General features: G+C 48.5%; 15 protein-coding genes and 1 pseudogene. 4 read left to right on the forward strand and 12 right to left on the reverse strand.

The annotated features are described in order from the left end of the window. The first annotated feature begins 40 nt into the window (after positions 1–40). Genes dhaK through dhaM form a run of 3 tightly spaced genes read left to right on the forward strand, consistent with a single transcriptional unit; the run spans position 41 to position 2099 of the window. Positions 41–1036, forward strand: coding sequence for a dihydroxyacetone kinase subunit DhaK (dhaK, locus tag KI215_RS08600; protein ID WP_212772354.1), 996 nt, complete (start codon positions 41–43; stop codon positions 1034–1036). A gap of 48 nt (positions 1037–1084) precedes the next feature. Further along, the gene (dhaL, locus tag KI215_RS08605; RefSeq protein ID WP_212775135.1) at positions 1085–1687 is read left to right on the forward strand and encodes a dihydroxyacetone kinase subunit DhaL; all 603 of its coding nucleotides are present in this window, start codon (positions 1085–1087) and stop codon (positions 1685–1687) included. A gap of 16 nt (positions 1688–1703) precedes the next feature. After that, positions 1704–2099, forward strand: a complete 396-nt coding sequence (gene dhaM / locus KI215_RS08610; protein ID WP_212772355.1) for a dihydroxyacetone kinase phosphoryl donor subunit DhaM — start codon at positions 1704–1706, stop codon at positions 2097–2099. A 203-nt stretch (positions 2100–2302) separates the two neighbouring features. Here dhaM and KI215_RS08615 read toward each other — a convergent pair whose 3' ends face one another. From KI215_RS08615 to KI215_RS16315, 7 genes and pseudogenes are all read right to left on the reverse strand, one after another. Continuing rightward, positions 2303–3604, reverse strand: coding sequence for an ammonium transporter (locus KI215_RS08615; protein ID WP_212772356.1), 1302 nt, complete (start codon positions 3602–3604; stop codon positions 2303–2305). Positions 3605–3873: 269 nt separating this feature from the next. Continuing rightward, entirely contained in the window at positions 3874–4278 is a 405-nt protein-coding gene (locus tag KI215_RS08620; RefSeq protein ID WP_212772357.1) for a glycosyltransferase family 4 protein, read from the reverse strand. Beyond that, complete coding sequence (locus KI215_RS16105) at positions 4275–4646, reverse strand: glycosyltransferase family 4 protein (protein WP_212772358.1); 372 nt, start codon at positions 4644–4646, stop codon at positions 4275–4277. Before KI215_RS16105 ends, KI215_RS08620 begins: the two co-directional genes overlap by 4 nt. Positions 4647–4862: 216 nt before the next feature. Then, on the reverse strand, positions 4863–5588 hold the full coding sequence (locus tag KI215_RS08630; RefSeq protein WP_212772359.1) for a DnaD domain-containing protein: 726 nt from the start codon (positions 5586–5588) through the stop codon (positions 4863–4865). A 72-nt stretch (positions 5589–5660) separates the two neighbouring features. Beyond that, positions 5661–6953 (reverse strand): asparagine--tRNA ligase, encoded by a 1293-nt coding sequence (gene asnS, locus KI215_RS08635; protein ID WP_212772360.1) that lies wholly within the window; start codon positions 6951–6953, stop codon positions 5661–5663. A gap of 800 nt (positions 6954–7753) precedes the next feature. Beyond that, a pseudogene (locus KI215_RS08640) lies at positions 7754–8179 on the reverse strand (DUF2935 domain-containing protein). Between the two features lie 744 nt (positions 8180–8923). Continuing rightward, positions 8924–9022 (reverse strand): LPXTG cell wall anchor domain-containing protein, encoded by a 99-nt coding sequence (locus tag KI215_RS16315; protein ID WP_212775136.1) that lies wholly within the window; start codon positions 9020–9022, stop codon positions 8924–8926. Positions 9023–9031: 9 nt separating this feature from the next. On the opposite strand from KI215_RS16315, the gene KI215_RS08650 reads away from it, so the two are divergent. Further along, entirely contained in the window at positions 9032–9262 is a 231-nt protein-coding gene (locus tag KI215_RS08650) for a hypothetical protein (RefSeq protein WP_212772361.1), read from the forward strand. Here KI215_RS08650 and KI215_RS08655 read toward each other — a convergent pair. The 5 genes from KI215_RS08655 to KI215_RS08675 all read right to left on the reverse strand — a co-directional run bounded on the left by KI215_RS08655 (position 9242) and on the right by KI215_RS08675 (position 13013). Continuing rightward, on the reverse strand, positions 9242–9532 hold the full coding sequence (locus KI215_RS08655) for a hypothetical protein (protein WP_212772362.1): 291 nt from the start codon (positions 9530–9532) through the stop codon (positions 9242–9244). The two genes, KI215_RS08650 and KI215_RS08655, sit on opposite strands and share 21 nt — an antisense overlap. Before the next feature lie 16 nt (positions 9533–9548). Then, positions 9549–9797 carry an NUDIX domain-containing protein gene (locus tag KI215_RS08660; RefSeq protein ID WP_212772363.1) on the reverse strand — a complete coding sequence of 83 codons (249 nt, stop codon included), beginning with the start codon at positions 9795–9797 and terminating at the stop codon, positions 9549–9551. 121 nt (positions 9798–9918) lie between these two features. Further along, on the reverse strand, positions 9919–10740 hold the full coding sequence (locus tag KI215_RS08665) for a carbohydrate ABC transporter permease (protein ID WP_212772364.1): 822 nt from the start codon (positions 10738–10740) through the stop codon (positions 9919–9921). Beyond that, complete coding sequence (locus KI215_RS08670; RefSeq protein ID WP_212772365.1) at positions 10737–11708, reverse strand: carbohydrate ABC transporter permease; 972 nt, start codon at positions 11706–11708, stop codon at positions 10737–10739. Before KI215_RS08670 ends, KI215_RS08665 begins: the two co-directional genes overlap by 4 nt. Positions 11709–11774: 66 nt before the next feature. Continuing rightward, the gene (locus KI215_RS08675) at positions 11775–13013 is read right to left on the reverse strand and encodes an ABC transporter substrate-binding protein (protein WP_212775137.1); all 1239 of its coding nucleotides are present in this window, start codon (positions 13011–13013) and stop codon (positions 11775–11777) included. Between the last annotated feature and the right edge of the window lie 75 nt (positions 13014–13088).

The following is a 13088-nucleotide window of genomic DNA, read 5'->3' on the forward strand; positions in this document are numbered from 1 at the left end:
AAAAAATTTTTAAATCGTTCAGGACAAGGGGATGATTTTCTTGAAGAAATTGATTAACAACCCCGAACAAGTGGTACGGGACATGATTGATGGAATGGTGTTAGCCCATCCCGACAAACTAAAAAACCTGCCGGGAACAAATGTTATGATTCGTGCTCATGCTCCGGTTCAAGGCAAGGTTGCTTTAGTCAGCGGGGGTGGAAGCGGACATGAACCGTCTCATGCCGGATATGTTGGAGTAGGAATGCTTGATGCAGCTGTAGCAGGAGAAGTCTTTACCTCCCCCACACCGGATCAGATTCTTGAAGCAATCAAAGCCGTTGATACCGGAAATGGCGTGCTGTTAATCATTAAAAACTACTCAGGGGATTTAATGAATTTTGAGATGGCTGCTGAGCTGGCAGAGGCTGAAGGGATTCAAGTCGCCAAAGTCGTCGTCAATGATGATGTTGCCGTTGAGAATAGTACATATACAACGGGACGCAGGGGGATAGCGGGAACCGTTTTTGTTCACAAAATAGCGGGGGCCCTTGCTGAAAAAGGTGCTTCTTTAGAAGAAGTCGAACAGGTGGCGAACAAGGTGATTCAGCATGTTCGAAGCATGGGAGTAGCCTTCACTCCTTGTACCGTTCCCGCCGCTGGAAAACCCAGTTTTGAAATTGGAGAAACAGAAATGGAAATTGGAATCGGAATCCATGGGGAACCTGGTACTCACCGAACCGCCATGGCTTCAGCCGATGAGATCGCAGATATCCTCTTATCCCGTATACTGGACGATATGAAATTATCCCCTGGGGATCAAGTAGCGGTCATGATCAACGGTCTTGGAGGAACCCCGTTGATGGAACTATACATTTTGAATAAAAAGGTTTCCCAAATTTTAAAAAACAAGGATATTTCCGTTTACAATACTTATGTAGGTGAATATATGACAGCAATTGAGATGGCTGGATGTTCTATCACGCTCTTAAAACTGGATGATCAACTGATTGAGTTGCTTGAAGCACCTGCTGATACGATCGCTTGGAAGAATTAACGAGGAGGTACTCACGTGTTGATTCAATCTGACCATATCATCAAATGGATGGAATTAGTAAATGCCCAAATAGATAAACAGAAGGAATATCTTACACAGCTTGATCAAGCGATCGGTGATGGGGATCACGGAATCAACATGACCAGAGGTTTTAAAGAAGTCATCCAAAAAATACATCAGACCACCTATGACGATATCGGGAAACTGTTTCAAGATGTTGGAATGGTGTTAGTTTCAAAGGTTGGAGGCGCTTCCGGTCCGTTATATGGGACTGCTTTCATAAAAGCGGGGCAGGTATTGAAAGGAAAACCGGAAATCACCATCAATGAATTGGGTCAAGCCTTTCAAGAGTCCGTAAACGGTATCAAGCTAAGGGGAAAATCGCAGATTGGCGACAAAACCATGCTGGATGTTTGGGAGCCAGTCACAAAGTATATTCAACAAAACGGAAACACGCTAAATATACGAGAATTGATTTCCTACGCGAGAGAACAAATGGAACATACAAAGGAATTGGAAGCCAAGAAGGGGCGTGCTTCCTTTTTAGGGAAAAGATCAATCGGACATTTAGATCCCGGTGCCGTTTCATCTTGTATATTGTTTGAAACCCTATGCTCGATCCTTCTTGAAGAAAACCTTACCAAGGAATAAAAAGGGAGATTTCATAATGGAATATGTGGGGATTGTCCTTGTTTCACACAGCCATGAATTAGTCAAGGGATTAAAACAACTGCTTTCCCAATTGAATCCTCATGTTCCGATTGCCTTAGCAGGGGGAACGGATGAGGTTGAAATTGGTACAAGTGTAGATAAGATCCAAAACGCAATACAATCTGTTTACTCCGATAAAGGAGTAGTTGTCTTTTTTGACCTTGGCAGCGCTTTAATCAATACCGAATTAGCGTTAGAGCGGCTAGCGGAAGATAACATCACGAAGGTTCATATTGCGGATGCTCCATTGGTGGAAGGGGCTTATGTGGCAGTCGTGGAGTCTGGATGTGGCAGTAACTTGGAAAAAGTGATCAACGTAACAACTGAGGCGAAATCACTGACGAAAATATAAATGAAGGGTACCTGGGTCCGTATGCAGTCCCCCCAATCGATCGCGACCCGAAAACAAAATGAGTTGGGCTTGAAAGATACAACCGGCACCTGTTCTTATGCGTACAGGATGCCGGTCATTTGTGCCTGCGATGTGTTGACCTCTGAATTTTCTGTATGATAGAGTGTCGGGTAAATCCGCGAGGGAGCAATGCTCTCCAGTGATCAAATCGCCTCCCCAGCTGCGGAAGCCCGGAGCGCTGCAGCAGGTTTGCCCGCAGTGGGTGCATCTTGCGTTACGACTTCAGGCTCAATGCCGTGCTCGCTCCAGTCCAAACCTTTGATTTCCTCTTCCTGGCTGATGCGCAGGCCAAACAGTTTATCCATCACCCACATAATCGCCCAGGAGACCACAGCCACGTACACCGCCGCCACCAACACGCTCAGTGCTTGCACACCCAATTGGGTCCATCCGCCGCCGTAAAACAGCCCCGGACGTCCAATACCGGTGTACTCCACCAAATGTGGTGCAGCGAAGAAACCGGTGGAGAGAGTGCCCCAGACTCCAGCCAAACCGTGCACGGAAAATGCTCCGATCGGATCGTCGACCCCCATCCGCTCGAGCACAGCCGCCGTCCACACACTCATCGCACCCGCAACGGCCCCGATCACCACGGCCGCCCATGGCTCAACAAACGCACATGCTGCCGTGATGGCCACCAATGCTGCCAACGCACCGTTGGCGATAGACGGAATCTCTGCTTTTTTGTTCATCGTATAGACTGCGAGCCAAGCGCTCAAAACCCCCGCAGCGGCCGCCAAGTTGGTCGTCAAAGCCACATAGCCGAAAAATCCGTCTTTCGTCCCCAACGTGCTCCCCGCGTTGAAACCAAACCAACCCAACCAGATGATCATGGCTCCCACCGTGATGAAAACGGGATTGTGTCCCTGCATCGTTTTGGGTTTGCCGTCCGGCCCGTATTTGCCGATCCGCGGTTTGAGCAACAGTGTGGCGATCAGAGCAGCGATCCCGCCTTGCAGATGAACCACCGTCGAGCCTGCGAAATCTTGTGCCCCGAGCTTGCTCAACCAACCGCCGCCCCAAATCCAGTGCCCGACCACAGGGTAAACGATGGAGGTATAAAGTGCGCCGAACAAGAGATACACGATCAATTTAGCCCGCTCGGCAAATCCTCCCCATGCGATAGCGAGTGACACTGCAGCGAAAGAAAGCTGAAACAGGTAAAGAACCTCCAAGGGGATCTTTCCTTTATCATCAGGCAGTGCCAGGAACCAACCGCTTGTGCCGAACCAATCATTGCCGGCTCCGAATGTCACTGCATAGCCGAAAGCCCAAAAGAACAACGAAGCCACGGCAAAACTGATCAATTGTTTGCAGGCGATATGCCCCGCATGTTTCAAATGAGCAGAACCTGCCTCTAACAGCGCAAATCCAACTTGCATAAAAATAACCAAGATTGCAGCCAACAACACCCACACTGTATCCAACAACAAAGGTACCGACATGTTCGCCCACCCCTTGTGTCAATTTTTCTAACATAACCTTCTTTGATTATGTATATTAACACGTATGGAAACAGAGATCAATACATTTATGTTAATTTTCCTTACATTACAACGACCAAAAAGATCCCCTCCACGATGTAGAGGGGATTTTCGGGACCCACCCGGGGCGGATTTCGGGAGCGGTTACGAATCTCCCTTCGATCGACTTTCACTGTTGTTACGGAAATTAAGAGGGAAATTGGAGTGGCAACCTTGTTGACATATTCAGTTCATCCGGTTGCATTGATGGTCGTTTGTCGCATCAGTTGTTGGTAAACGTTGTGAAACCGCTTGGCAACCAATTCCCATCGGTAGTAGGTTTCTACGTGCATTCGGGCAACCAGACCCAATTCCCTCATTCTCTGCGGATCATCAAACAGATCGATGCAAGCGTTGGCCAAACGTTTGATCAGATAAACTTTGGTGACGAGAACACCGGATACGCCGTCCTCCAACACCTCTGGAATCCCACCCGTTTTAACCGACACCACAGGCAAATCGGTTGCCATCCCTTCCACATTGACCAAACAAAACGCTTCCGGTCCGATGGACGGAGTGACCAATACATCGGCCATCTGATAATATCGTGGGACTTCCGTATGCGGGACATGGGGAATCCAATAAACCCCTTTCAATGAGCGGATCTGTGCCTGAATCTCTTTGCATAGGTTGTTTCCACATGACGGCCATAGCGGCTGCTGCCGACGATCACCAATACGGTATCCGGATGTTTTTCCCGAATCATCGGTAAAGCGTGGAGCAAAAAGTGCAGACCTTTTTGTTGGATCACCCTGCCAACATATAAAAGCACCTTTTTCTCTTCTAGACCCATCGTTTTTCGGTGCTCGATGCGTTGGCGCAGTACATCAGGGTCACCGATGGCAGGGAATCGCTCCAGATTGACGCCCAGCGGCACAACCGTCACCTTGTCTGCCAATCGTGGAAATAGCCGGTACAACCATTGGGCCATGAAGTGGCTGTTCGTCATCACCCGGTCCGACAACTGGATACTCTACCGCAATGAATTTTTGCCCATCATCGGCGGTGTCGCATACGTCTCCGAATGAAGATACAACGTAATGCGGGCATGCTGACCGGACCTGTCGGACATACGCCGGACGGTTATCGATGTGAATCACCTGCGGGCAAAAGGAACGTAAACATTCATCTATGCAAAACAAAATAGACAGAAGCCATGGAGCTTCTGTCTAGGTAAAGGTTAATTCTGGTTCACCCAGTTGTAAAAAGAAAACCCATCCTTTTTTTGAGGAGCCGTTGATTGGTACAGAACTCCCTTTTGGTGAAACTTTTTTGCATACTCGATTGCTTCTTCGGGTGTCCGAATACGATTGCGCTGCCACTCCAGCAAAATGCGGTCAATGTAACGGAAATTCAATTTGTTGCTGAAAACCGCTTCCCGCAAAGCCGCCAAGATCAGGTCTACAGAATAACCATCTTGGTCAACCCATTGAGACAATGTCTCACACTCCATCGGTGACAACGGACGCCCGAACTCTTGCTCAAACGTTTGAAACAGCCGTCCGTAAGCGTCTTCCTCTCCCTCTTCCTCCGTCATATCGGGGACTTCACCTTCCAAATAAGCGGCGGCCAATTGTTGCAACAGTGGCATCGTGGAATACCGTTCACTGCGAATTCCGTTCTCCGTCACTTCTTCGTCTATGGATAAAAAGCCACCGCGTACCAGGGATTGGAGCCACCGAACGACTTGGTCTGCCGACACACTCATCCGCTCTTCCAGTTCGCTCACCGTTGGGAAGGACTTCCCTTCCTTTTCCTGATACAACATGATGTGAATGAGCAGCATTACTTCCCCTTCGGAAAGGCCCAACCGCTTGTACTGAGTAAACAACACAACCGGTAGAGAAATGGACCCTTCCTGCAACATCTGGACGAGCGCGGTGTGCGGCGACCGCTTTCGATCCATGTTCCTTCCACCTCTCATAAAGTACTGCCGGGGAAACGAAATGGCGGCCCAACAGACCGCCATTTCTTGTTATTACGGATACAATCGGTTCAACATCCGCGGGAATGGAATCGTTTCACGAACATGATCCAAACCGCAAATCCAGGCTACCGTCCGTTCCAATCCGAGACCGAATCCCGAATGCGGGACGGTGCCGTATTTGCGAAGATCCATGTACCATTGGTACGCCTCACGTGGCAATTTGTGTTCTTGGAATCGCTGTTCCAGCAGTTGGGGATCGTCGATCCGCTGACTGCCTCCGATGATTTCCCCATATCCTTCCGGTGCGATCAAGTCCGCTCCCAGCACTACTTCCGGCCGGTTGGGATCAGGTTTCATGTAAAACGCTTTGATCTCCGTGGGATAGTGGGTGATGAACACCGGTCGATCGAAACTCTCGGCGATTTTGGTTTCATGGGGCGCTCCGAAATCTTCGCCCCACTCAAACTCAAATCCTTCTTTATTTAACAATTCCACCGCTTCATCGTAAGTAATCCTCGGGAACGGCGGTTTCACTCTTTCCAAAGGCGCGATGTCGCGACCGATGGTTTCCAATTCCTGCCGACAATGGTTTAGAACGTGCTGAACCACGTGGGAAACCAACTCCTCCTGGATCTTCATGTTCCCTTCGTGGTCAACGAACGCCATTTCCGGTTCGATCATCCAAAACTCAATCAGGTGGCGCCGTGTTTTGGATTTTTCCGCGCGGAATGTTGGGCCGAATGAATACACCCGTCCCAGCGCCATCGCGGCCGCTTCCATGTACAGCTGTCCACTCTGCGTCAAATAGGCATCTTCATCGAAATATTTGGTGTGGAACAGCGTGGTCGTACCTTCGCAGGAAGACGGTGTCAGGATTGGCGGATCTACCAGTGTAAATCCGTTGCGGTTCAGATAGTCCTGAATCGCACGGATGATTTCCGCACGAATCCGCAGAATCGCTTGTTGCCGCGGAGAGCGAATCCACAGATGGCGATGGTCCATCAGGAATTCGACTCCGTGTTCCTTCAGGGCGATCGGATACTCATCCGCCACCTGGATGATCTCGATGTCGGTCACATCCAACTCGTATCCGCTGGGAGCCCGGTCGTCTTGGCGAACCGTCCCCCGCACGTACAAGGAACTCTCCTGTGTCAACCGGTTCGCATTCTCCCACACTTCCGGGGAGACTTGGCTTTTTACCAAAACGCCTTGAATAAAACCGGAACCGTCACGAATCTGCAGAAACTGAATTTTACCGCTGGACCGCTTATTATAAAGCCATCCGCCCAACTTCACTTCTTTTCCGACATGGGCGGCGATATCCCGAATCATGGTTAACACCATTCGCCAACCTCCATCATTTCATCGACTTTGTTCATTATACAACCATCAAATCGGGACAGTCAATGAAAGCGAATGCGGACGGATTGAATCAAGAAGACAATCTGTAACCCTCGATTTTCTTGCCGTCGTGACGGCTAGCGTGAGTGAGTCGAATCTTGTGGTTTGTGAAGCAAACTTGTTTATGATATTTAATTTGTAAAAAACCACTGCGCACATTTCGCAACGAAAAAAAGATCTACAGAAAAGGGTGAAAAAACTGTGGAAGACGGCCCAGAACTTAGTGATGGTTCAGATGAACAGCTCTCCGGGGTAAAACACCCGAGGGCGAAGGACACAACCCTCTACCGTAAGGCCTCTGAACTGAGTACCTAAATCGGGATAAGAAAAATGATTTCTCCGAAAAAAAAGAGGGATTCCAATCTCCCCTCTTTCAGAAAACGGATCGGGGTCTCCTGGTTTTCCGGTTTGAGGGAACGGGTGCTAAGATAAGGACGGGCCTGTCGCTTATCCCAGCTCATTGGAAACACTCCTCTCCGTTTCGCCTCTTGGTTACCTTATTACTATGACCTGTGAACCATTAAAAACGAACGTTTTTGAGACTCATAAGGTCTACTGTAGTCAGACATAATGTCGAACCAAAAGAATATACCCAGCAATAAAAAAGCTGGGCAAAATCCACAATGTGGTGTCTATCCCTAAAAAAAGACCTGGTATCGCTTCAACGCTTTAATGGTATATAACAAACGATCGGAGCAAATTCTCGCACTCACTGCGAAGCCATTCGTTGGCTGTGACGAAAGTTATTGTTGGTATAAAATAGTTTGTGCGATACCGATGAAGTATTCGGATTCGCGGATAATATGGTTAATAACGGCTTTAGCTGTTAAATTGTCTTTAAGCGCTTCACTTTGATCCCTAATTGTCCTGCACATCTTGATAAATTGTTCACTTTGATCGAGACAAAATTTCACTAACTGTAACACGTCTTGATAAACCGCAGGGTGTGACAACATAACCAGTACGGACCACCGTCTGAATGAACCTTACTACACACTGATGTGTTTCATTTATCACCTTCTCCCATTCTTTTAGCCCCTTGACATATTGTGCTTCCAAGTTTTTTACTAGCTCTCGAATAACGACAGTTGTTCTTCTTCTTGATGCTTCCAAAATTCAGCCTCATCCAAGATACGTAATGGCATTTGATTCCCATAATAATATTGCATTTCCTTACCTGGGCCCCATTCGATATTTGCCCATTAAACTAATTGTATTTACAAAGATAGACAAATATGAATTGGAAGGTCGCTATAAGTATGGGAGCGGTGGAGGCTTCGAGACGTCATAATTGGGGAAAAGGGGCTTCGTCGAAAGGTCTCAAAAACGATCGTTTTTGAGACGAGAAAAAATCACTCTTATGCAGAGTGGCTTCCTCAAAGCAGACCAGGGGTTATGGGGGTATACTTTTGAAAAGGGATCAGAGTTTCATTTCATCTCAAAAGCTGATGTTGTCACACTGTTGATCTGTTAACTTATAATCGGGGGTGGCACGCAGGTTGGATCAAGAACGATGGCATTGGGGGATACTGCGACTCTGGCTGAAATGGCGGTGGATGGCGGGTCCTCTGCTATACATTGCCATGGGTTCGGGTGTATTGCTTTATCCGGTTCCGGTTGGACCACGATGGTCGGGAGTATTTTTGGCTGGTTACTTTATCATCAGAGGCTTTTCCGTCCTTATGGTGAACCTGTGGAAAGAGTTGCAGGGGAAACTATGACGCTGTACGGCGTCCGATTGGTAGACGTTGGCCACCACGTTGCACAGTGACTCTAACAGTTTTTCGTTTTACAATGTCCGCTAATCATCATTTGCGGACGTATACTGTCTAGTGATTTTCATCCTTCATATGATTAGTATTAAAAAAGAGCCGTCGGTTCATTCCCGTTCGGCTCTTTTTCGTTTGCCGCGATCAGTCGGTGCGGCGAACTTTCAGCAGAGCCAGACCGACAGCTAAGAGCGCAAGACCGGCCATGGTACCGGTCGGGTAGGTGGTAGCCGTTTTCGGCAGTTTACCATCTTGACCGGAATTGCCGCCATGGTTGTTTCACTGGCGGATTCCCCGGACGGCTGGCTGGACGCCTGGGTGGTTCCACCGCTATTGCCATTGTTGCTTCCGTTGTTGTTGCCGTTGTTGTTTCCGCCATTGTTGCCGCCGTTGTCATTGCCACCTTTACCGTTGTTATCAGCTTTGACTTCGAAGTGGGTCCAGCCAGCGAGAGATACGTACTCACCATCCACCTCTCCATAAAAATGTCCCGTGTCCCACATACACGCCCGGTTTCAGGTCAAACATGTGAGCGAAAGGGTGTCCTTCCACATTGTCCATTTTCACTTCTACAAAACCCTTGAAATCTCTCGGATAACGCACGTCGATGTGCCAAGAACCTTTGGCGTGTTTGGCGTACTCAATCATCCCACTGATTTCGTGCTTTCCACTTTTCTCCTCATGATTCACTTTCAGACCAGGAACTGTGACGTTCACCGTTTTCTCAGCCAATACTTCCTTACCATCTGCCATACCAGCAAACCGGATACTAATGGTGTGTTGACCTGCGGAACCCACCATGATCTATTGAACGGGGGATTCCGTCGCTGATCCGGGCCTGGTAGGTGCGCAGGCGGATGATGGCATGGGAAGCGAAGTTAGTAGTGTCTTCGACCAATTGATGCACCAAAATTGTGCATCCGATTTCTTCCTTGATTTCCCGGATGAGCGCTTCTTCTGCCGATTCGCCCGGCTTGATTTTTCCACCGGGAAACCCCCACAAAAGTGGAGCGGACATCGCCGGGCGCAGAGAATTTTCCCTTGCCCGTTTAAAATGACGGCGCCGACGACTTCAATTTGTTTCATGGATTAATTCTCCTGTTCAGCTGTTTTTCTTTCTTTATTTTGTCGGGATCTTTCTAGCCTTTGAGCGATCCGGCCAATAATCCCCGGATGAAATATTTTCCTAGAAAAATGTAGACGATTAAAGTCGGGAGTGCTGCCAGCAATGCACCGGCCATCTGGATATTCCACTGGATGATCTGGCTGCCCGACAAGTTTTGCAAGGCGACCATGATCGGTTGTTGCGAGGTGTTGGTGATGGTGACAGCAAACAAAAATTCATTCCAAATCTGGGTGAATTGCCAGATGCCTACGACGACAAACCCCGGAATCGACAGGGGCAGGATGATCCGCTGATAGATGCCCCAAATGCCATTGCCGTCGATTTTGGCTGCTTCGATCATTTCCGTCGGAATGTTGGCGTAGAAATTGCGGAAAATTAGGGTGGTGATCGGAATTCCGTAAACGACGTGTACGAGAATCAGTCCGGGAATGGTATTGTAAAGCTGGATTTTTTGCAAAAACTGGATGAGTGGGATCAAGATGCTCTGGTATGGTATGAACATGCCAAACAAAATCAAGGTGAAAAGGATATTGGAGCCGGGAAAGCGCCATTTGGAAAGGATATAGCCGTTCAGTGAACCCAAAACCGCGGAAAGGATGGTGGCCGGAATGACCAGATAAAAACTGTTTAGGATGTTGGGAGACAGTTTCTCAAAGGCGATCTGGTAACTTTCCAAATCCACGTGGCTGGGAAGCTTCCACATCCCGGATAAAGTAGCTTCATTGATCGGCTTGATACTGGTAATAACCATAATATAGATGGGCGTGAGGAAAAGCAGGGCCAGAATGATGAGGATTGCATAAAGGATGATTTGACCTGTGCGGGAGAGGGTCATGCGGTTTCCTCCTTTCTGAAGGTAAAGATCAGATAGGGAACGATCAGGAGAGAAACAAGTAGCAACATGATGATGGCAATGCTAGCCCCTTGTGCATAATGGCTCCCTTTAAACGTTGTTTCCACCATGTAAAGGCCCGGCATGTCGGTGACGAAAGCGGCACCGGGTCCGGTCATCGCGTAAATCAGGTCAAAAATTTTGAGTGAAATGTGGCCCAAGATGACGACGGCGCTAAACGTAATCGGTTTGAGTTGCGGCAATAGGATATAGCGGAAGGTTTGCCATTCAGTGGCCCCGTCCACCCGCGCCGCTTCTTTTAATTCATCTGGGATGGAGCGGAGGCCGGACAGATACATGGCCATGGTGAAGCCGGATAACTGCCAAACCGCTGCGATCACAACGGCGATCAATGCCATTGGGACCCCGAACTGGATTTGTCCAATATGTAGAGGGAGGACCACTCTGGTCTGGACATACCAAAGTGGCGGATCGGTGATTCCGATTTTTTTCAAAATCAAGTTGATGCCGGTGCTCGGATTAAAGATCCACTGCCAAACAACGCCGGTCACGATGAACGATAAAGCCATCGGGAAAATGAAAATGTTGCGAAACAGACCTTCCCATTTGATTTTTTGATCCAACAAAACAGCGAGAAACAGCCCCAATCCAATACAAAGGAGAGTGAACAAAACGGTAAAGATGATCGTGTTTCGCAGGTCTGACTGAAAACGGAAGTCGTTGAACAGGAACCGGTAGTTGCCCAGGCCGCTAAAGGTGAGATCTTGGACAAAGGTGTTCCATTTGCTCAGAGAAATGTAGCCGGTCCAACCGATAAAACCGTAGACAAAAATGGCGATGGCTAGGATCGAGGGCAAAAGAAACAGGAAGGCGATCCACTTTTCGCGATTTCGTCCGCTTCTTTTTTTCGGGTGGGTTTGGGGTGTCGTGAATGGAGATGCTTGAGCCATGACAAGTTCCTCCTTCAAGAAAAATCAGGCAGCAGGAAACCTGCCACCTGAATCGGAATTTCATGGTTATTTCACTCCCAGGTTGGCCGTGGCATCTTGCTTCATCATTTGAATGGCGAGATCGATGTTCCCTTGCGTGACAAAGGTGTTGATCAATTGGTTGAATTGAGTGACAAATCCTTCCGGAGCGGCAGAGCCATGTGCCAAACTTGGAACCAATTTGGAGTTTTTGAAATCCTTCATGGTTTGTTGACCATAGACATCATATTTTTTCGGATCGGCATCCAACCGGGCCGGGATGGAGCCTTTGAGCGGGTTGAATGCATCTTGCCCTTCCACCGAGCCGAGCACGGCCAAGAACTTTTTGGTTGCCTCGGGGTGTTTAATCCCTTTGGGTAAGCCGAAGGTGTCAGTGATGATGACAAAGGTGCCGTTCGTGCCCGGGAAGGGAGCCCAGCCAAAATCTTGCTTTGGCTTCAGTTTCAGATCATTGGTCAAATATCCTTTGGCCCAATCCCCCATGACGTTCATGGCGGCCTCTCCTTTTCCGACCAATTGAACGCCATCTTGCCAGTTACGCGCGGCATGGTCCTGGTTCACGTAAGTCAACATTTTTTTGAAGGTGGCAAGCGCTTGTTTGATGCGTGGGTCTTCAAAGGAAAGTTGGCCATTCCATAATTTATCGTAGTCGTTGGGACCCAAGGTACCAAGGAGAATATTTTCAAAGAGTTGGGTAGCGGTCCAAGGTTCCTTGTCTCCCAGTGCCAAAGGAGTGATCCCTTTCGCTTTCAAGGTATCCGCCACTTTGAAAAATTCATCAAATGTGGTGGGGGGTTTTAAACCATATTGGTCAAAGATTTTTTTGTTGTACCACAACACATTGCCGCGATGGATGTCCACTGGGACGGAATAGATGTTGCCGCCTTTGCTGACAAGGTTGATTAGGGCAGGGGGAAATTTGTCTGTCCAGCCTTGTTGTTTGTAAAAATCGTTTAAGGGTTCCATTTTTCCGGCCGCGACCCAACTGTCATTCAGTTCGGCTCCCCCGTGCACTTGGAAGGTATCCGGAGGATCGTTTCCTTGCATTCTCGTGGCCAACACCGTTTTGGCGTTGGTACCGGCGCCGCCGGCCACGGCAGCGTTAATGACTTCAATGTCGGGATTTTTTTCTTTAAAAAGCTTGATCAATGCTTTCAGTCCGTCTTCTTCTCCGGCACCCGTCCACCAACTGAAGATTTCGACCTGGTTTACCTTTTGGGCATCCGACTTGGGAGCGGTTGCTGTTTGTTGATTGCAAGCCACCATGACGAAGACCAAGGGCGCCAGAAACAGAAACGAACGAAACGAACGAAGCGAACCAAAGCGTTTCAATAAAACTCC

This window comes from Polycladomyces abyssicola, assembly GCF_018326425.1.
In the GTDB taxonomy this organism is placed as follows: domain Bacteria; phylum Bacillota; class Bacilli; order Thermoactinomycetales; family JIR-001; genus Polycladomyces; species Polycladomyces abyssicola.

Bases quoted from the DNA above. Each gene is read 5' to 3' on its own strand.
- dhaL (WP_212775135.1), top strand. From the start codon at position 1,085: ATGGAATTAGTAAATGCCCAAATAGATAAACAGAAGGAATATCTTACA.
- dhaM (WP_212772355.1), top strand. From the start codon at position 1,704: ATGGAATATGTGGGGATTGTCCTTGTTTCACACAGCCATGAATTAGTC.
- KI215_RS08615 (WP_212772356.1), bottom strand. From the start codon at position 3,604: ATGTCGGTACCTTTGTTGTTGGATACAGTGTGGGTGTTGTTGGCTGCA.
- KI215_RS08630 (WP_212772359.1), bottom strand. From the start codon at position 5,588: ATGGATCGAAAGCGGTCGCCGCACACCGCGCTCGTCCAGATGTTGCAG.
- asnS (WP_212772360.1), bottom strand. From the start codon at position 6,953: ATGGTGTTAACCATGATTCGGGATATCGCCGCCCATGTCGGAAAAGAA.
- KI215_RS08655 (WP_212772362.1), bottom strand. From the start codon at position 9,532: ATGGCAGATGGTAAGGAAGTATTGGCTGAGAAAACGGTGAACGTCACA.
- KI215_RS08660 (WP_212772363.1), bottom strand. From the start codon at position 9,797: ATGTCCGCTCCACTTTTGTGGGGGTTTCCCGGTGGAAAAATCAAGCCG.
- KI215_RS08665 (WP_212772364.1), bottom strand. From the start codon at position 10,740: ATGACCCTCTCCCGCACAGGTCAAATCATCCTTTATGCAATCCTCATC.
- KI215_RS08670 (WP_212772365.1), bottom strand. From the start codon at position 11,708: ATGGCTCAAGCATCTCCATTCACGACACCCCAAACCCACCCGAAAAAA.
- KI215_RS08675 (WP_212775137.1), bottom strand. From the start codon at position 13,013: ATGGTGGCTTGCAATCAACAAACAGCAACCGCTCCCAAGTCGGATGCC.